At 38.9% G+C, this 18649-nt stretch carries 19 protein-coding genes and 1 riboswitch; of the genes, 8 read left to right on the plus strand and 11 right to left on the minus strand.

What is annotated here, in order from left to right; all coding sequences use genetic code 11:
* Nucleotide 1: 1 nt before the first annotated feature.
* On the minus strand, nt 2-484 hold the full coding sequence (locus tag GN217_RS14255) for a ribonuclease domain-containing protein (protein ID WP_156857331.1): 483 nt from the start codon (nt 482-484) through the stop codon (nt 2-4).
* 134 nt (nt 485-618) lie between these two features.
* Between GN217_RS14255 and GN217_RS14260 the strand changes: the two genes are divergently transcribed.
* From GN217_RS14260 to GN217_RS14280, 5 genes are all read left to right on the plus strand, one after another.
* Nucleotides 619-1572 carry an alpha/beta hydrolase gene (locus GN217_RS14260; RefSeq protein WP_156857332.1) on the plus strand — a complete coding sequence of 318 codons (954 nt, stop codon included), beginning with the start codon at nt 619-621 and terminating at the stop codon, nt 1570-1572.
* Between the two features lie 94 nt (nt 1573-1666).
* Nucleotides 1667-2083: a hypothetical protein gene (locus GN217_RS14265; RefSeq protein WP_156857333.1), complete on the plus strand. Its 417-nt coding sequence runs from the start codon at nt 1667-1669 to the stop codon at nt 2081-2083.
* 246 nt (nt 2084-2329) lie between these two features.
* A complete protein-coding gene (locus GN217_RS14270; protein WP_156857334.1) occupies nt 2330-2746 on the plus strand; it encodes an Ltp family lipoprotein in 417 nt (138 codons plus the stop codon).
* A 338-nt stretch (nt 2747-3084) separates the two neighbouring features.
* The gene (locus GN217_RS14275) at nt 3085-3960 is read left to right on the plus strand and encodes an RpnC/YadD family protein (RefSeq protein ID WP_156857335.1); all 876 of its coding nucleotides are present in this window, start codon (nt 3085-3087) and stop codon (nt 3958-3960) included.
* A 29-nt stretch (nt 3961-3989) separates the two neighbouring features.
* Entirely contained in the window at nt 3990-4208 is a 219-nt protein-coding gene (locus GN217_RS14280; RefSeq protein ID WP_156857336.1) for a hypothetical protein, read from the plus strand.
* A gap of 188 nt (nt 4209-4396) precedes the next feature.
* Here GN217_RS14280 and GN217_RS14285 read toward each other — a convergent pair whose 3' ends face one another.
* Nucleotides 4397-5494, minus strand: a complete 1098-nt coding sequence (locus GN217_RS14285) for a transposase (RefSeq protein WP_156857337.1) — start codon at nt 5492-5494, stop codon at nt 4397-4399.
* A gap of 257 nt (nt 5495-5751) precedes the next feature.
* Here GN217_RS14285 and GN217_RS14290 point away from each other — a divergent pair, with 257 nt between their 5' ends.
* Nucleotides 5752-6339, plus strand: a complete 588-nt coding sequence (locus GN217_RS14290; protein WP_156857338.1) for a gluconate 2-dehydrogenase subunit 3 family protein — start codon at nt 5752-5754, stop codon at nt 6337-6339.
* Here the strand turns inward: GN217_RS14290 and GN217_RS19455 are convergent.
* A complete protein-coding gene (locus GN217_RS19455) occupies nt 6332-6433 on the minus strand; it encodes a putative holin-like toxin (protein ID WP_370459799.1) in 102 nt (33 codons plus the stop codon). The genes GN217_RS14290 and GN217_RS19455 overlap by 8 nt on opposite strands.
* Entirely contained in the window at nt 6434-7657 is a 1224-nt protein-coding gene (locus GN217_RS14295) for a CynX/NimT family MFS transporter (protein WP_156857339.1), read from the minus strand.
* 691 nt (nt 7658-8348) lie between these two features.
* A riboswitch (TPP riboswitch) is annotated at nt 8349-8451 on the plus strand.
* 135 nt (nt 8452-8586) lie between these two features.
* Between GN217_RS14295 and GN217_RS14300 the strand changes: the two genes are divergently transcribed.
* Entirely contained in the window at nt 8587-9870 is a 1284-nt protein-coding gene (locus GN217_RS14300; RefSeq protein ID WP_156857340.1) for an acetylornithine deacetylase, read from the plus strand.
* Between the two features lie 702 nt (nt 9871-10572).
* On the opposite strand, the gene GN217_RS14305 is transcribed toward GN217_RS14300, so the two are convergent.
* Genes GN217_RS14305 through GN217_RS14320 form a run of 4 tightly spaced genes read right to left on the minus strand, consistent with a single transcriptional unit; the run spans nt 10573 to nt 14287 of the window.
* The gene (locus GN217_RS14305) at nt 10573-11577 is read right to left on the minus strand and encodes a FecCD family ABC transporter permease (RefSeq protein ID WP_156857341.1); all 1005 of its coding nucleotides are present in this window, start codon (nt 11575-11577) and stop codon (nt 10573-10575) included.
* A complete protein-coding gene (locus GN217_RS14310) occupies nt 11574-12569 on the minus strand; it encodes a FecCD family ABC transporter permease (protein WP_156857342.1) in 996 nt (331 codons plus the stop codon). The genes GN217_RS14305 and GN217_RS14310 overlap by 4 nt, the downstream gene beginning before the upstream one ends.
* 4 nt (nt 12570-12573) lie before the next feature.
* Nucleotides 12574-13491 carry an iron-hydroxamate ABC transporter substrate-binding protein gene (locus GN217_RS14315; protein WP_156857343.1) on the minus strand — a complete coding sequence of 306 codons (918 nt, stop codon included), beginning with the start codon at nt 13489-13491 and terminating at the stop codon, nt 12574-12576.
* On the minus strand, nt 13445-14287 hold the full coding sequence (locus GN217_RS14320) for an ABC transporter ATP-binding protein (RefSeq protein WP_156857344.1): 843 nt from the start codon (nt 14285-14287) through the stop codon (nt 13445-13447). Before GN217_RS14320 ends, GN217_RS14315 begins: the two co-directional genes overlap by 47 nt.
* 141 nt (nt 14288-14428) lie before the next feature.
* On the opposite strand from GN217_RS14320, the gene GN217_RS14325 reads away from it, so the two are divergent.
* The gene (locus tag GN217_RS14325; protein WP_156857345.1) at nt 14429-15523 is read left to right on the plus strand and encodes an NAD(P)/FAD-dependent oxidoreductase; all 1095 of its coding nucleotides are present in this window, start codon (nt 14429-14431) and stop codon (nt 15521-15523) included.
* A 55-nt stretch (nt 15524-15578) separates the two neighbouring features.
* On the opposite strand, the gene GN217_RS14330 is transcribed toward GN217_RS14325, so the two are convergent.
* From GN217_RS14330 to GN217_RS14340, 3 genes are all read right to left on the minus strand, one after another.
* Nucleotides 15579-16289: an SDR family oxidoreductase gene (locus tag GN217_RS14330; RefSeq protein WP_156857346.1), complete on the minus strand. Its 711-nt coding sequence runs from the start codon at nt 16287-16289 to the stop codon at nt 15579-15581.
* A gap of 339 nt (nt 16290-16628) precedes the next feature.
* On the minus strand, nt 16629-17984 hold the full coding sequence (gene celB, locus GN217_RS14335; RefSeq protein WP_156857347.1) for a PTS cellobiose transporter subunit IIC: 1356 nt from the start codon (nt 17982-17984) through the stop codon (nt 16629-16631).
* Nucleotides 17985-18008: 24 nt separating this feature from the next.
* Nucleotides 18009-18512, minus strand: a complete 504-nt coding sequence (locus GN217_RS14340) for a hypothetical protein (RefSeq protein WP_156857348.1) — start codon at nt 18510-18512, stop codon at nt 18009-18011.
* Nucleotides 18513-18649 lie beyond the last annotated feature (137 nt).

The following is an 18649-nucleotide window of genomic DNA, read 5'->3' on the forward strand; positions in this document are numbered from 1 at the left end:
TCTATTCATCTCCGTATAATAAGGTAAATGTATCATAATGATCGTCGGTGTAGTAAATTAATCCGTCATTGGAATAAACAATGCGCTTTGGTCCACGATAGCCGCCTTCGTAGTCTATATCAGCTTCATAATACTGTCGATTCGCTTTGTCAGGGAGGGTTCCCTCTCTGTTTCCAAATCTGTCGCCGCCAATACTTTTCTGATCCGTTACTTCCCAGAGGTTTCCTTCACTAGCCACCCACCCTAACTTACTAGCCTCTGATTTTGTAATATAATTGTCTGGGAGTTTATTGAAAGTATGGATATATAAAGCAACCTCATCCTTGCTTGTATAATATCCATCTTCCTCTATCAACTGTTCTGTATTTGCATTGGCAGGTTCTGGTACTGACTCATTAAAATCAGCAAATAGGTCTGCAGCTGAACAACTAGTTAAAATAACTCCAATTAGGAGTATGCTTAGTAAATATATGATTCGTTTCATTCATCTCACCTTTAATCTAATTTATATTCTATTATATCAAATGGTTTTGTATAATACTTAATAGATTCAAGCAAATCTTAATTGTTATAATGGAGTAATGAAAATTAAATTAATACTGACAAGGGGGTTTTTATTTGAAAAAGAAAATACTCATTACATTAGCGGCTATTCTGGCTGTCGTATTTATCGGGTTCATTTTTGCAGGCAATTATTTTTACGGACAGGGAATAAAAAGAGGAACGGAGGTAGAATTACACCGAGAGGATTCAACGATTAATTCTGTAGCATCCGAAGAGGACCAGGCCCTTCTAGAGGAGGCGAATAGCTGGTTTGATGATCAGCAACCTAAGCGAATCGAAATGAATTCTTATGACGATTTGAGTCTGGTTGCGCAATTTATTGAAAATGAGGCGGACGATCAAAAAGCTGTAATCCTTGCCCATGGTTTTCGTAACACCAGTGACGATATGGGGAAGTTAGCCAAATTTTATTATGATAGGGGATTTGATATTTTACTTCCAGATGCACGAGGGCACGGAGAAAGTGAAGGAGACTATATCGGATATGGCTGGCATGATCGATTGGATTATGTTGATTGGATTCATTTGCTGATTGAAGAATATGGAACGGAGAATATTATTTTGCACGGAAATTCAATGGGAGCCGCCACTGTATTAATGACAAGTGGAGAAGAGTTGCCGGAAGAGGTGAAGGGAATTATCGCTGATAGCAGCTATAGCACGATAAAGGATGAATTGGCTCATCAATTGCAACATTTATATGGACTGCCAGCATTTCCGCTACTCGAAGTTACTAGTGTCATATCAAAGACTCGTGCTGGTTATATGCTCGGTGAAGGCTCGGCTACTCAGCAGGTTAAAAAGAATACACTACCGCTTCTCATCATCCACGGAGAAGATGATGATTTAGTTCCAACTGACATGGCCCATGAGATTTATAATGAAGCGGGTGGTGAAAAAGAATTATGGCTTGTCCCTGAGACGGGGCATACGAAGGCAATGGATAACATAACCAGTGAGTTCCAGAGAAGAGTCGGGGATTTTCTTGATGGTGTTCTCGTTGAATAATTTGAAGCTGTTTGATGCAATTTTTATAACGAAGTGTTTCATTCAAATTGTTGAAGGGGTATAGCCAACTATACTATATCTAGCAAGTGATAAGATGAGAATCTCAAAGCTTATAGCAACAGGCATTTTCTCAGGTGCAGTTCTGGCTGCTTCACTAAAAGTCGTCCGTAAAATAACTGGGAACCCCTCTGAAACTTTGTTGTATAACATCGGGTACATTCCTTTTATTAAGAGATATAAGCATATTCCGGGTGTGGGGATTGGCTTTCATTATGCAACGTGTGTCCTTAGTACTCTAAGTCTATATTATGTTTTAAAGTCATTTCGCTTGGAAAAAAATATTTTTCCTTATGTTTTGGTTTATTCTGTTGGTGGGGGAGCATTATATTTCCTCAGTGCTTTAACAAACAAGCCGCCTAGATATAATGATGTAGCTGCATGGAATTATTGGACTGTCTCACACGCTTTATTTGGTATTGCAGTAGGTTCCATAGTGAAAAAATTAAACTAAAGGTGCAAAAGTAAAATATAGACGTTTTGATTATTTGTAGGCCTATAATAACAGAAGGAGAGCTTTTAAATCCAATTCGGATAACTTCATAGCTAAACTTCCTCCAGCAAGCAAAAGGGCAGGTATCAGTTAAAAATCAAGGTAATTTGGGTTTTGGAAACAATATGATAAGGGTAAATAGTCTTGTAATGAGTGACAAAATATAGGATAATATACTCATAACATTATACATATGGGGGAATAACTATGAGGAAATTATCAGTGTTTATATTATCATTACTTATTGCCTTCGTTTTAGCGGCTTGCGGGGAGACAGAATCAGGCGAAAGTAATCAAAGTGACGATAATGCAGATGCAGAAGAAAGCTTGTCTGAAGATAATGAGGATGAAAACGTTGAAGAAAACCCTGAAGAAGTTGAAGAAGTAGAGGCAGAGGCAAAGACGGAACCGGAACCAGAAGAAGCTGATGTGCCGCGAGAATATCAAAATGCCTTACAGGCTGCTCAAAATTATATCGACCTTATGCATTTTTCTGAAAAGGGACTTTTTGAACAGTTAACATCTGAATATGGAGATCAATATCCAGAGGATGCCGCTCAGTATGCTAATACGTTCCCGTTTTTTTCACCTCCATTCTCATTTGAGTCGTTGGTGCATTCATAGTATTTGATTTAGTATAATATTGCAAAAAAATAAAACAGTTAAAAGGAACTACAAGATTAAGTCAAGGTTTTCTAAGGATATATTCGTTGCCATGAATGCTAGAGGACTAAGATTGACGCTTGTTGAGATGTTAAAGGGTCAACGATAATGCAATACGTAATAAAATTAATGACATATGGAAAGAAAAAGTACTGACTTTAATATTCGGAATAGATGTATCTAAAACGAGCCTGCCTTAAGATATTTGAATAATTTGCATTTAATTAAAAACATGCTATATTATAAGCAGAAACAGCACCTCCGTCATCGCACCAAACCCCCTAAAGGATGTGATTAAAATGGCAGCCCTGCCACAGCTTATTAAAGAAGAACCCTCAAAATCAACCTACACAAAACATGATCAACTGTACAAGGACCTTATCAAAACATTTTTTAAAGAATTTCTCGAAGCATTCTTTCCCGACGTTTACGAAGGTATTGATTTTCATGCGATAAAACCACTGTCTGAAGAAGTGTATACCGATGTATTACAGGGAGAAACCCGCAGGTTGGATATTGTTATTGAAACAACACTAAAAGGGACAGATGTTGTGGTAATTATCCATGTTGAGCCGCAAAGTTATGAACAAAAGCATTTCCACGAGCGCATGTATCACTATTTCAGCATGCTGTACAATAAGTATCAAAAACCGATAGTGCCTATTGCTGTACTAACTTATAAAGCAGACTGGGAAAGAAACCAGTACACAATGGAATTCCCTTTTTTCCATGTGCTGACATTCAACTATCTGACACTGCATCTAAAGAAAAAGAACTGGCGTGATTATATTCTCTCTGAAAACCCAGTTGCTGCAGCACTTATGAGTGAAATGGGATATCAGGAAAAGGAAAAGGTACAGGTTAAAAAGGAATTTCTGCGCATGATGGTGAAAATGAAATTAAACCCAGCCAAGCAGCGTATTGTCTATGGATTTTTTGAGACATATTTAAAACTAACTACAGAACAGGAGGAACAGCTAATGAAGGAAATTGAAGAACTGCCAGAAGCGGAAAGGATTCTTGAGATACCAATTTCGTATGAGGAAAAAGGAAAAGAAATAGGTAAGAAAGAGGTTGCCATGGAAATGCTGAGAAAAGGATTAGATATCAACCTTATAGCGGAAGTCACCTACTTGGATAAAGAGGAAATAAAGAGATTAAAAGAAAAAATATAAAAACTCCTACAGAACAGGAGGAACAGCTAATGAAGGAAATTGAAGAGCTGCCAGAAGCAGAAAAGATTCTCGAGATACCAATCTCGTATGAGGAAAAGGGAAAAGAAATTGGGAAGGAGATAGGGAAGGAAATAGGTAAGAAAGAAGTTGCCATGGAAATGTTGAGCAAAGGATTAGATATCAATCTTATAGCGGAAGTCACCTACTTGGATAAAGAGGAAATAAAGGCTTTAAATGAAAAAAATTAATAGCACCTAGCTGATATAAAACCTCTCTGTTATTCCGAATATGGCAGAGAGGTTTTTTAAATAAAATCAAGAACACTCGTGATTTTAGTCTTGGGATAAATTACTACCAGGCATTATTTCTAACTCCTCGGATAAGCCATGTTTTCTCGATGTCTGATGTCCTTTTTGAAAGAAGCTTTTTTCTTGCGTTAATGATTTTGCGGTTTGATATAGGCCGTCTGTTGTTGCTTCTTTAAATACACATCATTTTCTTCGCTTTCATATCCGGAATCTGCGACGATATGGCGATACGCGAAGGGGAGATTTTCCTTTAAATATTGAAGCATTGGAATCAATGTTGTTGTGTCGTTTCGATCGGAAAACACATTAATTCCAACGATAAATTCCGCATCCACGGCAGCTTGGACATTATAGGCCGGTTTGAGTTGACCATTCCGCATATGATCATCTTTCATACGCATAAACGTCGCATCATGGTCTGTTTTGGAATAGCTGTTTCGTTTCTCTCCCATAATCTGATTGGAAGCATCATAGTGTTCTTTGCGCTGAAGCATTTCCTTTACTTGTTCATGGTAACGTTGAAGGACGTTTTTTCTTTTCCCTTTGCCATAAACAAACGTGATGTTTTCTTCCTCTTGTATTTTCTCCAGGAAAGCAAGTACTTGTTTCAAATCATCCAAAAAGGTCTCGTAAGGACTTGTGAAGATCTGACAGTACGTTGTATTAATCTGTTCCAGAAGGGCTTGCCATTTGGTATACATCTTGGCTTCATGCTTGGTGATTGCCTTTTTCCATACAAAAGAATACCGATTGGCATACGCTTCGATTTTTGTGCCATCTATATAGATTGTTTCACCGGTAATCGCTTCTTGTTGATAGAGCCACACGACTTGTTGGAAGAAGAGCTGTTCCATTACGCTATCAGTCAGATATTTTTGCTTGAAACGACTGATGGTGGAATGATCCGGAGCTGTATACCCTTGAAGAAGCCAACGAAAATTGATATCCCGGCGACATGCTTTTTCGATTTCGCGGGAAGAATAGATTTTTTGCGAAGCTGCGTAGGTAATGACCTTAAATAGAATGACTGGATCGACTGCCGGTTTTCTCCCTTTTGGAGAGTACGCCTGTAATAGTTCTCTATAATCCATCCTTTCACATAAGAGGCAGTGAAGTCGGACCGAATCATCCATCGGAATCATTTCTTCTACATCCATCGGTAGATATAATTGATAATTACCGGATGTTTGCGTATACTGGGGTTGTATTATTGTTTTATTAGTCATAAATTAATAATACACGAGAGCAGACCCTTTGTGGTCTGTTTTTTTGTGTTTACACAAAAAAGCTGTTGTACAATCAGTTATCTGATGTGCAACAGCCCCGTTTTAAGTATTGTAGCTAGCTTTACATAAACTAAAAGTATTTTTCTTTGTTTATATGTCTAAGCTAGAGAAAAGTGGTTATTTGGATCATTTTTTAACTTTTACTCCATTTTTGGCAAATATAAGTGCTTTCAATTAATAAATAGGAGGTTATTTCTATGTCAGACGACAAAAAGAAAAATAATACAGGTGAAAAACAAGGTACAGACCGTTGGAGACGTACATTTTTAAGAAACTCAGGCATAGCCGTTGGGGGCATTGTTGTTGGTGGTACAATCGGGGGTTTACTTGGTAGTAATAAAAATACAGAAACCGATGTGGCACCAGCAGCACCCGAGGAAAATCCAAATATTGCATTGATGTTTTTCTATCCTGATGAATATCAGACTACAGTAGCCGCTTGTGAACGTATCTTCCCAGCGGATGACTTAGGACCAGGCGCAAAAGATTTAAATGCAGCAATCTATATTGACCATCAGCTTGCCAGTCAATGGGGGATCAACGGCAGTGATTATCGATTGGGTCCATGGTATGAACCGGAGGAAACGCAAGGAGAACAGATTAAGCTTTTCCGAAAAGACTTATTCCGTTCAGGTTTAAAAGAACTGGATAATCACAGCAACAAAGAGTTTTCTCAGAAGTTCGTTGATTTAGAACCTGGTCAGCAAGATGAGGTATTAATCGCATTTGAGCAGGGGGAAGCAAATGATTTATCAGGTGTACCTTCATCTGAGTTTTTTAAATAGAGGCAACGACTGCGATTAACGCAATGATCATTGTGGAAAAAGAAATCATTAACGTCAAAGTTTGGAATGTTGCCTCAGTGTAAAAGTTGCATATTTAATTTAATACATATTTATTTCTTCCTGCTAGAAAGCCAAAGATCATTATTAATGTAGATATTAGAATTAATACAATTAATGGCACCGTCCAACTCGTTGTTAAATCAAATACTATGCCTATCGCAAAAGGACCTGCAGCAGCTAATAAATATCCAATCGACTGGGCCATACCCGATAACTCTGAGGCTTGTTCAGAGGTTTTTGCACGTAAGCCTAGTAGAGTTAAAGCTAATGCGAACCCACCATTTAACGTGATGCCAATTAATGTAATACTTATAATCAATATAGGCATCGAGCTCCCTAGCAGAAGACCGCTATAACCAAAGAAAGCTGATAATCCCATCGATACAGCAATAAGGCTTTGGGATCTCACTTTACCGGCAAAGGTCGGTACTAAAAAGCTAGCGGGAAGCCCAATAATCTGTGCGAAAGATAGGAGCCAACCAGCTGTCGTTAAACTTACACCATTTGAAATCAACATTTCAGGCAACCAAGATATCGTCACATAAAATAAGAATGATTGTAAGCCTAAAAGGGTTGCAACCTGCCATGCCAAGGCGGAACCCCACATTCGATTATTAGCCGAATTATTACTTTCTAGTTGTATCTGTTTTCCTTCATTGTTTACTGTATTTTTTCTTGTTATATATATCCAAATAAGGACAGCTAGGATTGCAGGTATCATCCAGATTTGCAGAGATAATTGCCAATTTCCATTTAACATTTTTGTAAATGGATAACTTAACCCTGAAGCAGAGGCTGCAAATATATTCATAGCTGTTGAGTAAACACCTGTCATGAGTGCAACCTTCAACGGGAAATTATCCTTAATTATTCCTGGTAATAAGACATTACATATTGCAATACCCGAACCAATAATAAGTGTTCCTAGCAATAACGGGGTAAGAATTGCGAAAGAGCGAATTAGAATACCGATAATGATTAAAAGTAAACCAATGATTAATGCAATTTCGCTTGTTAATTTTCTAGATAACTTTGGAACAATTGGTGATACAATGGCAAATGTAATCAGGGGTAAGCTTGTCAATAACCCTGCCGTTCCATTCGTAATATCAACGTCATCTCTGATTAAACGAATTAAAGGACCGATTGACGTAATAGCAGGCCGTAAGTTAAAAGCTACGAATATAATTCCAATTGTTAAAATAAGGTTCTGTAAATTAAAAGGACCTTTATTGATAGCATGATCTGTATTCTTCATGAAAGACCTTCTTTCAATCTATATTCCAATATTAAATAGGATATCATTCAAACAAACATACATCAATCATTGTTATTCGCTTGAAGCAAACATCCTAAATAATATTCTTTCTGGTATTCAAGTATAGATTTATTAGAAAATAAGCATTGCAACAATGGCGCCGTTCAGAAGATTTGCTAATGTAGCTCCGATTAGCGCTTTCATCATTAGTTTTTGAATTTGAGGTACCATATCTGATCGTTTGCCCGCGAGTCATTATGGTAGCTCAATGCTAGTTAAGTAAAACCAAAAACCGGACAAGGGGATACTTTTATAACTAAAATAGACATGTTTGTTTATAGATGCAAATATAATGTTGCTGACATACACTTTAAGCTGTTTTCTTTTTTTGAAGAGTAATTTCAACATGATGACGCTATATATGTAATCTAAATAAAACCCCCTAATAAGACACTTGAATATGCCTGTATTAGAGGGTTTTTCTTACTTACCGTCGAATCTTTTTTTTAGTATAACTGAAATTTTATTTTTAATTAATGATAATTAATTATGATAAAAAATGAGCTAAATAGTCCTGCATACATTTCGTTTTATCATAAGAAATCAAAATAGAAGAGAGTACATCAAACAGAGGTTGCAGTTTAACAATCAATATGACATACTAAACTTAATGTCTGAAAAACTCATATTTAATCACCACTAGGGGTGTTTTACTGAAAAACTGAGAGAGGTAATCCTCAACCCTTGAACTTGATCTAGTTTGAACTAGCGTAAGGAAGCGGTGAATAGAACAGATTGAAGAACATGTTTTTTCATGTAACTAATTTGTGTCTTATTCTAACCACTTCTATTTTCTAGGAGTGGTTTTTTTGTTTAGGGAGGTGAATGACTAGTTGTCTATTAAAATAAATTAGAGAGGGAGTTATCTAATGGATATAACGGTTGAACACTTATTAAAGCAAGTCGACGCAAGAAAAATGGAATTAATTGATTTATTATCAAAGCTCATTGAATATAATACATCTGCGCCTCCTGCTCGGAATACGAAAGATGCACAGAATTTTATCGCTGATTATTTACATCGAATGGGCTTTGAAATCGACATGTGGGACGTGTATCCAAATGACCCGAATGTTGTTGGTGTGAAAAAGGGAATAAAATCTACTACACATAATAGTCTCATCATCAATGGTCATATTGATGTAGCTGAGGCTCGTGAAGATGAAGTGTGGAAAACGAATCCATTCGAGCCGATTATCGAAGAAGATCGGATTATTGGTCGAGGAGCCGCTGATATGAAGGGCGGGCTTGCTAGTGCATTATTCGCAACGAAACTATTGAATGAAGCGGATATCGAATTGCCAGGAGATCTGATTTTCCAATCTGTTATAGGTGAAGAAGTTGGTGAGGCGGGTACGTTGCAATGTTGCGAGCGAGGGTATAATGCAGACTTTGCGCTTGTAGTAGATACGAGTGATTTACATATCCAAGGTCAAGGCGGTGTAATAACTGGGTGGATTACGGTAAAAAATCCGCGTACGTTTCATGATGCGATGAGAAGGAACATGATACATGCTGGCGGTGGTCTGCCTGAAGCGAGTGCAATTGAAAAGATGATGAAAGTTATAGAAGGCTTACAAGAGCTGGAGCGCTATTGGGCTGTAACGAAACAGTATGAAGGATATCCGGCGGGAACGAATACGATTAATCCTGCTGTAATTGAAGGGGGACGCCATGCGGCATTTATTGCTGATGAGTGTCGTTTATGGATCACGGTGCATTATTATCCGAATGAGACGCATGAACAAGTGAGTAAAGAAATAGAAGACTATATTCTTCGCATTGCCAAAGCAGATCCTTGGTTGTGCCATCATCCGCCTACTTTTGAATGGGGTGGAACTTCGATGATTGAAGAACGCGGGGAAATCTTCCCATCATTAGAAGTCGATAAGAATTATACTGCGGTTCATGCGCTAGCCGCGTCTCATGAAATGGTACACGATAGTAAGGTGGTCATCGATGTTTCCCCTTCTGTTACCGATGGAGGATGGTTTGGGCATATGGGGATACCGGCAGCGATTTATGGACCGGGTGAGTTCAGGCATGCACATGCGGTCAATGAGGAGGTTTCTATTCAACAACTTCTTCAATTTACGAAAACAATGATTCAATTTATCTATGAGTGGACGAATCAAAGGAAAACAAAATCGTAAAAGGAACGATGTCCATCAATGAAAAAGTGGTATGCTCAGCAGTTATGAATTATGAGACTTAAAGGATTTGAATCTGTCTTATAGCAGGGTTCTATTAGATAAAACAGCTCTAAATTCGTGAAACAGTCTCATATAAGGTTCTAAAAGCGAATTGAAATATCTAATGGGTGAATTTCATATTTTTGCAGAAGTGAAAAAATGGAGAGTATATTAACTGATCTGGGATTGTGACAATTTCGTTCGTGCACTTCTTGCATTTCCCATTATTACGGACTACTATGTTAAATCTTTTTGAAGTGTGAGTATCTAGTCATCTATGCTAGACTCGTTCATAGTTCCAAATATAAATAATTAAAACAGCATTGGTAGTTAAAATCCGATGCTGTTTTGCTATTTAGTCAGACATATAGATAATATAGAAGTCAGTTTTTTCCAAAAGTAAAGATTTATAAGGAGGTTGTGCAACAGGTGCAATCCTTCTAATTACGGATGTTTCTTTCTCTAAGTCTTCTAACTGAAATCGATAAAAATCGGATCGGTTCGTTATCTCTTATATGTTCCTCATTATAATCATTGGAGTTTATATCTTCATCATACTGTTTGGGTTTTTCCGGGAATCATCCTGGTGTGGAATAATTGAAGATGAAATGACTGCAAATCGTTATCCATTTGCAGCCATTTTTTATTTTAATCGTTTCATCCTCAATCCCTCACCAACAAATAAACAAAATATGGCGCACCAATCAAAGCAACCATAATTCCAGCCGGAATCGTTGTATCAATCAAATTTCTTCCAACTGTATCCGCAACCAACAGCAACCAGCCACCAAGTAAAATCGCAACCGGGATAAACAATTGATTCCTCGGTCCGACTAGGGATTTCGCAAGATGTGGTGCAATCAGTCCGATAAAGCTGATCCCCCCTGTGACAGAAACGGCAGCAGCTGCTAATGCAACAGCTGTTAAAAGTAGCGTGACGCGTTCTCTCTCAATGGAAACCCCAACACCAACTGCAACAGGTTCACTTAACCCAAGCAGGTTCAACCGGTTCGCTTTATATAAAGTAAATGGAATCAAAACGACAAGCCAGGGAAGGAGAGCCACAATAAATGGCCAGTCGGTTCCCCAGATATTCCCTGCGATCCATTTGGCGATAAAATCTACTTTCTCCCGCTCGGCAGAGGAAATAATCACAATCATCGCACCTGACAGTGCCGCAGAAAATCCGATTCCGATGAGCACGAGATTTACAGGCTGCAAGCCACTTTTTTTACTATAAGCAAATAGATAAATAAGGAAACCAGTGATAAATGCGCCGAGAAATCCAACAACTGGAATCATATAAACAAAGCGTCCAGCTTCAATCGGAAAAAATAAAAAGAAAACGGCAATGGCGACTCCCGCACCGGAATTAATTCCGATAATACCAGGATCAGCCAAATCATTTCTCGTAATTCCTTGCAGGATTGATCCAGACAGAGCGAGTGCCATCCCAGCTAGAAGGGTAATCAATATCCGTGGCAAGCGAATCGAATATAAGATGAATTCCTCATTTCTACTGCCAGATCCGAGAAGCGTCTGAATGAGTCGGTCAAAGGTTAAGCTGGATGAACCGATGCCCATGCTTATTATAACCGTCGTTATAATAAGTAATAGTGAAATAACTAAAATGATGCGCTGTTTATTAATTAATGCCGGATGTATCATACGAATGCTTTTCCTCCTTTACGAACGATGAGGAGGAAAAATGGTAAGCCGATCACAGAGATGATAGCGACAACAGGCGTTTCAAATGGTGCATTCAACGTACGCCCAACCGTATCAGCGAACAGCATGAACGTAGCCCCTGCAATCGCAGCCATTGGTAAAATAAACCGATAATCCGTCCCAACGATTGCTCGGACGATATGCGGGATCATCAGTCCAATAAACGTCATATTCCCAACCAGGGCAACGGATGCGCCTGCAAGGATAATAATGGCGATAAAGAGCAGGATTTTAACTTTGAAAATATTTTGTCCAAGGCCTATCGCTACTTCTTCATTTAAACTGAGAATCGTCAGCTGCTTGGAAAGGAAGATGGCCAGCACAATCCCGATAAGGATAAAGGGCATGATAATTTGCAGTTGCTTCCAATTCGTGCCGATCATTCCGCCTGCTGTCCACATGGAAATGTCTTTTGATATTTTAAAATAAATTCCAATTCCCTCAGCAATGGCAACTAGAAATGCGGAGACGGCAGCTCCGGCAAGTACAATGTGAAAGGGAGAGAACCCGCCTTTTTTCATGGAACTAATGCCAAATACTAATCCGGCACCGATTGCCGCTCCGATAAAACAGGCAACCATCGTTAGAAAGTAGTTGGCTGTAGGAAGGAGGGCAATCGTAATTGCTAAAGCCGTATTCGCACCGGCCGTTAAACCGAGGAGTCCAGGATCGGCAAGCGGATTCCTGGTTAAACCTTGCATGATCGCACCAGATACAGCAAGCGCTGCTCCAACAGCAATTGCGGCAATTTCCCGGGGTAAGCGAATATCACGGATAATGGAAATTGCGTCATTCTTATTGGATGTTATGAGCGCGAGCCACACATCTTGAACTGAAATTTCTGCTGCACCAAAGCTCATTGCAAGAAGAAACATGCAGATAAAGATGGGAATGGCTAGAATAAATTTGAATGCTAAAGCTTTTTCCTTCATAATTTTACTTTCCTAGAAATCCTTCTTCAAAGAGTGTGAGCTGCTTCTCCAATGTAACCGGGTCGCTGAATGATGCACCTTCCCCTTGCATATCAATCACATTACCATTTTTCACAGCCGGTATGTTCCTGTAGGTGTCCGTTTCCTGGAAGGCGGTGTCTGCCTCGGAATATTTACTTAGCACGATATAATCCCCTGCAAATTCCGGGAGCACTTCTGCCGATAATGTATAATAACCTGATTCGGATGCATGTTCTTTTACTTTTTCAGGCATTTTAAGTTTCATTGAATCATATAAGATTTCTGTTCCACGGGCAAAGTCCTCACCGTAAACATAAAGATCTTTGCCATAGGCTTCCATAACCGATACGGTTGCATCTTCACCAATCTTGGCACGGACGTCTTCCCCGATTTGCTCCGCGCGCTGTTTAAAGTCCTCAACCCATTCTGTCGCTTCTTCCTCTTTCCCAAGAAGTTTGCCAATTTCGATATGTTGGGTTAAATAATCTACTTTTCCCCATGTATAGGTTACAGTTGGTGCAATTTCTTCTAATTTATCGAGATTGTTCACCGTTGATAGCGCAATAATTAGGTCTGGTTCTAATTCCAAGATCCCTTCCAGATCATCCTCTGAAACTTCTGCTACATCTTTCAATTCTTCTTCAAAGGTCGGATTGTCTTTAGACCAAACATCTACACCGACAACGTTCACCCCTAAATGGATGACATTCCCTGTATAGCCAGAGAGGATGACGACCCGTTCGGGATTGGCGGGAACCTCAATCGGGCCTGTCTCCGATTCGTATGTAATTGTTTCCCCTTCGCCTTCTGGTGCGTCACTTGTTTCTTTCGTTGTATTGGAATTGCTGCATGCGCTAATGAGAATGAGCAGCAGCAAAAATGGGATGATTCGTTTCTTCATATTGTTTTTCCCCTTTCAGTAGGTTGTACGTCATACACATAGGTTTATTCGTGCGCGGATCCCGTCCGATGACGGCATCGATTTGAAAAACTTCCCGGAGCACTTCCGAATTTATAATTTCTTCACAAGCCCCGGCTTTCACGATCTCTCCATTCTTTAATGCAATGATATAATCGGCGAATCGAGCGGCTTGATTTAAGTCATGCAACACCATAATAATCGTCCGGTTATGTTCTTCGTTTAGTTTCTGTAATAACTCTAAAACCTCGAGCTGGTGCGCCATATCTAAATAAGTTGTTGGCTCGTCCAGAAAGATAATTTCCGTTTCTTGTGCGAGTGTCATTGCAATCCAAACTCGTTGGCGCTGACCGCCGGAAAGGGAGCTGATGGGCCGGTATTTAAAGTCCGCTATACCTGTAACTTCAAGTGCCCAATCGATGACTTCCAAATCCTTTCTCGTTAAACGTCCGAAACCGGTCTGATAAGGGAATCTCCCGTAGGATACTAATTCTCCAACTGTTAACCCGTCGGCACTTTCAGGAGTTTGAGGAAGTATTGCCATTTTTTTCGCGAGCGTTTTCGTATTTTCTTTTGCAATATCTTTCCCATCTAACAGGACGGAGCCTCCTTGGTGAGGGATAATCCGTGTAATAGCCTTCAATAAAGTAGATTTTCCACAACCGTTGGATCCGATGATCGTTGTAATTTTCTTATCTGGAATGGTTAAACTGAGATTTTTAACGATTGATTGATCCCCATAGCCAATATATAAATCTTCACCGGAAAGGCGGGTCATTTGTATTACCTCCATCCTAAATTAGTGATATTCACTGATAATGATTATCAATTTCAATTATATATGTTAATATATAATTAAATTTTCAATGTGTCAATGTCTATTCAAGATTAAAATAATGTGGGGTTGGAGTGGATGACGATGAAACAAGAGGAACTGTTTGATGTAACGATTATTGGTGGAGGTCCGGCCGGGCTCTATTCCACTTTCTATAGCGGTTTACGGGAAATGAAGACGAAGCTGATTGAATATCAGCCGCGTCTTGGCGGAAAGATCCATGTCTATCCGGAAAAAATGATTTGGGATGTCGGTGGAGTGCCGCCCGTTCCAGGAGAAAAGCTGATGGAACAGTTAGTCGACCAAGCGTTGATTTTTGAACCAGCCGTAGTGTTGAATGAGAAAATAGAAGCGATTTCTCGTAATGAAGAAGGAATTTTTGTATTGCGATCCGCTTTAGGAGACATGCATTATTCAAAGACAGTAATTGTTGCGGTTGGGGCAGGAATTCTAAATCCGAAAAGACTGGAGATTGAAGGAGCGGAACAATTTGAAGCCGCGAATATTCATTACGCAGTTACGTCACTTAAGCGATTCCAAGGTAAAACTGTGCTTATTTCAGGAGGTGGCAATGCGGCGATTGACTGGGCGAATGAACTCGAACCAATCGCGAAAAAAATATATATGACCTACCGAAAGAGTGAACCGACTGGTCATGAAGCACAAGTGACCCAGTTACGGAACAGCTCTGTGACGCAGCTTTCGCAAACGACGATTACGAAATTAGTCGCTTGTGAAAACCATGAAAAAATCAAATCTGTGGAACTGACGGATCGAGTGACAGGGGAGAAAATTGAAGTTACTGTTGACGATGTGATCATTAATCACGGCTATGAACAGGATGCGAGTTTACTACAAGAGAGCGATTTGAATATTCAAATGAAGGATGATTTTTTCATTGCTGGTAATACACATTGTGAATCATCCGTTCCTGGTTTATATGGGGCGGGGGATATTGTAGCTTTCGATGGTAAACTAAATTTGATTGCCGGTTGTTTCCAAGATGCTGCGAATGCCGTGAACCGGGCGAAGCAATATATTCAACCGCAGGCCGAGGAATATGCGATGGTATCGTCGCATAATGATCTTTTCAGGCAGAGGAATCAGGAATTAGTGGAGGAGATGATGAGGGAGGAGGCCTGTTGCAAAGAGACTGTGGGTGGTAGGCATTGTAAGTAAAAAGCATCTACACTAAAAATCAATCAAAAGAGGGACCTTCATAGGCCCCTCTATTTTACACCGGTCGCACCGTAATCTCGTTAACATTCACATAACTAGGCTGGGTAACAGCATAGACGACAGCCTTTGCGATATCAGTTGGCTCAAGCTTTTTACGGCCATTCCAGTTGTTGTCACTGCTTAAGCTCGTATCAACCATACCTGGTGAAATATTGGTTATCCTTACACCTGTTTTGGCGAGTTCCTTTTCTAACCCTTGAGAGATAACCCGAACAGCATGTTTTGTAGCACTATAGACGGTACTTGTCTTTGTTACTTCAAGGCCAGAAACAGAAGCAATGTTAATGATATGGCCAGTAGAACGGGATAGCATGGAAGGTAAGACAGCATCAATGCTATAAAGGGTACCCTTCACATTTAGATCGATCATTTTTTCCCATTCCTCCACCTGTCCAGATTGGACGGTGGCTGTTAGCATTTGCCCAGCATTATTGACAAGAATGTCTACATTTCCTAGCTCCGTTTGTGCCTGTTCCACGAGTTGATTAACGTCATTCTTAACGGATACATCCGCCTGGACAGCAATGACTTTCACTTTTCCGTTTGTTATTTCTGCAATTTCATTCTTTAACTCGTTTAACTTTTTTAGCCTGCGGGCGGCTAGGACGACATTTGCCCCCTCACTAGCTAATTCCTTAGCAATAGCAGCTCCAATCCCAGCACTGGCACCTGTTACAATCGCCGTTTTCCCTTGTAATTTGTTCAAGATAATCTTCTCCTCCTTATTGTACCGCTACCATCCCGCTCTTTTATCTCTTTGATATGAAAGCGATTGAAAGTATTCTAAATGGATAGCAAAAATAAAGCATTTGCACTAATTATTAAGCATTTGTTGATAATACTCAAGGGGTATGCATACTACTGATCAAAGTGATGGACAAGAAGCAAGGACTGTAGAAGATATTACTCAAAATAAAAACAAGTCATTCATTATGAAAGAAGAGTAAGCGGTTTTTGAATGAAAAAGCAGCAATATCAGAAGGGGTCTATCTTTCCAATATGCTGCCTTAATTTAGTTATTCAGGATTGCAACTTATAATTTAGTTTAAATTAACGCTTCTTCACCTTCTTCTTGCTTAACTAACTTACTATCATACATTTTAATGAAGGGCAGCCAAACTATAAATGCTGCAATAGCAGAAACCAATGCAACAATGATTGCCAAGTAGTCCCCACCTGTACTCAAGAAAGCTCCGGCACCAATTGGAGTAGGCCAAGGAAGATGTGCGATAACAGGACCTATAATTTTTAGTTTGATCGACCAATAACCTATTGATGCTGATACCATTGGTGCTAGGAAAAATGGGATTGCTAAAAAGGGATTATAGACAATTGGTAATCCGAATATTAGCGGCTCATTAATATTAAAAATACCAGGAGCAAGAGCGGCTTTGCCTAGAACTTTTAATTGCTTTGATTTAGCTAAAAATGCAATGAAAATACATAAGCCTAAAGTAGCCCCCGAACCACCCATATAAACAAATGCATTTTGGAATTCGCCTGCAAATGGAATGTTTGCTCCATCTATGTTAGATTGCAAGTTTGTTAGAACGATTGGTGTCAAGAAGCCTGAAATAATAGTTGCCCCATGAATACCTACAATCCAAAGAGCGGAGATTAAGAAGTAAATAATTAAAATACCTACCCAGCTACTTGTTAAATTAACAACAAAGCCAAAAGGAATTGCAACAATCTTAAAGATATCAGTCCCCAGTGCAACTAGAATACCATTGATTAATAAAACAACAAAAGCTACTAGAAATGCCGGAATTAGGGCTGTGAATGACCTGGACACACCCTCTGGAACGGCCTCAGGCATTTTAATAACCCAATTTTGTTTAACACACAATCTATAGACTTGCACCGCTATAACGGACATAATGATTGCTGTGAATATTCCTGTCGCTCCTAAGCGACTTACCCCATCTGCAACCATTTCCCACCCATGGACAATTGTATTGTCTTCATCAATTAGATGTACGAGAGTCATTTTCCCATTTTCGATAACTAACTGAGGAACAGTCATAAAAAATGCAAACAAAGATAGTAAAGCACCATTTAACGGGTTTAGGTTTAACTCTTCTTCTTCAGCAAATATTTTTGTATACTCATACCCAATAACGAGGCCAAAATATAACGCTAATATTCCCATCGTTGTTTTGTTTGCTAACATATACAAATCACTAATTCTGAAAAATGTATTATCAAAAAAGCCCTCTAAAAAAGTAAATGTCTCTGGTAGTACGTTCAAGACTAAGAACATCGATCCTACAATTACAAACGGAATAGAAGCCATCCCTGCAGCCATTATGGCACGCACTATACGAAAGGACGCAATTTTACCCATTGGACCCATTAGATACTTCTCTAAGAAAGCAAATACTTTATTTTCATTTTCCATTGTAATTTCCCCTTCTATCTATTATTAATTAATAGCTTGTTCATATTCCTTGATGCGTTCAAAATGTTTATCCTCATTATGTTTAATCGAATGTAAACGCTTGAGAGTGATCGCACTCAATATTACTCCTAACACTAATATCGCTAAAATAAATAGTTTAGACGACCCTTTTTCAATTAGGAAAGGGTATAACTGGGTAAAGGAAGAAGAAAAATAAGTTGGTAATAACAATATAATATTTATCACAAGTTGAATTTTAAAATAGTATTTTGTGTGTTTTGCATTATTAGTATGACTGCTAAATATTTTTACCTGTTCGGCAGCACTCACAACAAATACGATGATTAATACCAATGGGATAAAGAATAGTGACGAATCACTCATCAATAATGAGATTAACCAATAAAAATTTGTAAAAAAGAATAACGCGGATACATATCTTACAAGTAAATATCGATTAAAATACATTGATTTTACACTTAACTTTTTTCTGTTTTGTACTATCTGTGCCATTTCATCTTTTTTCATTTAAATCCCTCTCCCTCTATATACTTTGATTATCTTCAAAATGCTCCTGTTTTCTTAGAATTACTCAAACGCCATTTTATAGAATGTATTGGTGGGCATAGTGTTCACTCAGAGTGCGGAATATTCAAACAGGGTTT

Source organism: Oceanobacillus sp. AG (assembly GCF_009746545.1).
Taxonomy (GTDB): domain Bacteria; phylum Bacillota; class Bacilli; order Bacillales; family Amphibacillaceae; genus Oceanobacillus; species Oceanobacillus indicireducens.

Excerpts from the sequence above, each read along its gene's own strand:
- GN217_RS14255 (WP_156857331.1), bottom strand. The coding sequence starts at position 484 with ATGAAACGAATCATATATTTACTAAGCATACTCCTAATTGGAGTTATT.
- GN217_RS14265 (WP_156857333.1), top strand. The coding sequence starts at position 1,667 with ATGAGAATCTCAAAGCTTATAGCAACAGGCATTTTCTCAGGTGCAGTT.
- GN217_RS14270 (WP_156857334.1), top strand. The coding sequence starts at position 2,330 with ATGAGGAAATTATCAGTGTTTATATTATCATTACTTATTGCCTTCGTT.
- GN217_RS14275 (WP_156857335.1), top strand. The coding sequence starts at position 3,085 with ATGGCAGCCCTGCCACAGCTTATTAAAGAAGAACCCTCAAAATCAACC.
- GN217_RS14280 (WP_156857336.1), top strand. The coding sequence starts at position 3,990 with ATGAAGGAAATTGAAGAGCTGCCAGAAGCAGAAAAGATTCTCGAGATA.
- GN217_RS14285 (WP_156857337.1), bottom strand. The coding sequence starts at position 5,494 with ATGACTAATAAAACAATAATACAACCCCAGTATACGCAAACATCCGGT.
- GN217_RS14290 (WP_156857338.1), top strand. The coding sequence starts at position 5,752 with ATGTCAGACGACAAAAAGAAAAATAATACAGGTGAAAAACAAGGTACA.
- GN217_RS14295 (WP_156857339.1), bottom strand. The coding sequence starts at position 7,657 with ATGAAGAATACAGATCATGCTATCAATAAAGGTCCTTTTAATTTACAG.
- GN217_RS14300 (WP_156857340.1), top strand. The coding sequence starts at position 8,587 with ATGGATATAACGGTTGAACACTTATTAAAGCAAGTCGACGCAAGAAAA.
- GN217_RS14305 (WP_156857341.1), bottom strand. The coding sequence starts at position 11,577 with ATGATACATCCGGCATTAATTAATAAACAGCGCATCATTTTAGTTATT.
- GN217_RS14310 (WP_156857342.1), bottom strand. The coding sequence starts at position 12,569 with ATGAAGGAAAAAGCTTTAGCATTCAAATTTATTCTAGCCATTCCCATC.
- GN217_RS14315 (WP_156857343.1), bottom strand. The coding sequence starts at position 13,491 with ATGAAGAAACGAATCATCCCATTTTTGCTGCTGCTCATTCTCATTAGC.
- GN217_RS14320 (WP_156857344.1), bottom strand. The coding sequence starts at position 14,287 with ATGACCCGCCTTTCCGGTGAAGATTTATATATTGGCTATGGGGATCAA.
- GN217_RS14325 (WP_156857345.1), top strand. The coding sequence starts at position 14,429 with ATGAAACAAGAGGAACTGTTTGATGTAACGATTATTGGTGGAGGTCCG.
- celB (WP_156857347.1), bottom strand. The coding sequence starts at position 17,984 with ATGGAAAATGAAAATAAAGTATTTGCTTTCTTAGAGAAGTATCTAATG.
- GN217_RS14340 (WP_156857348.1), bottom strand. The coding sequence starts at position 18,512 with ATGAAAAAAGATGAAATGGCACAGATAGTACAAAACAGAAAAAAGTTA.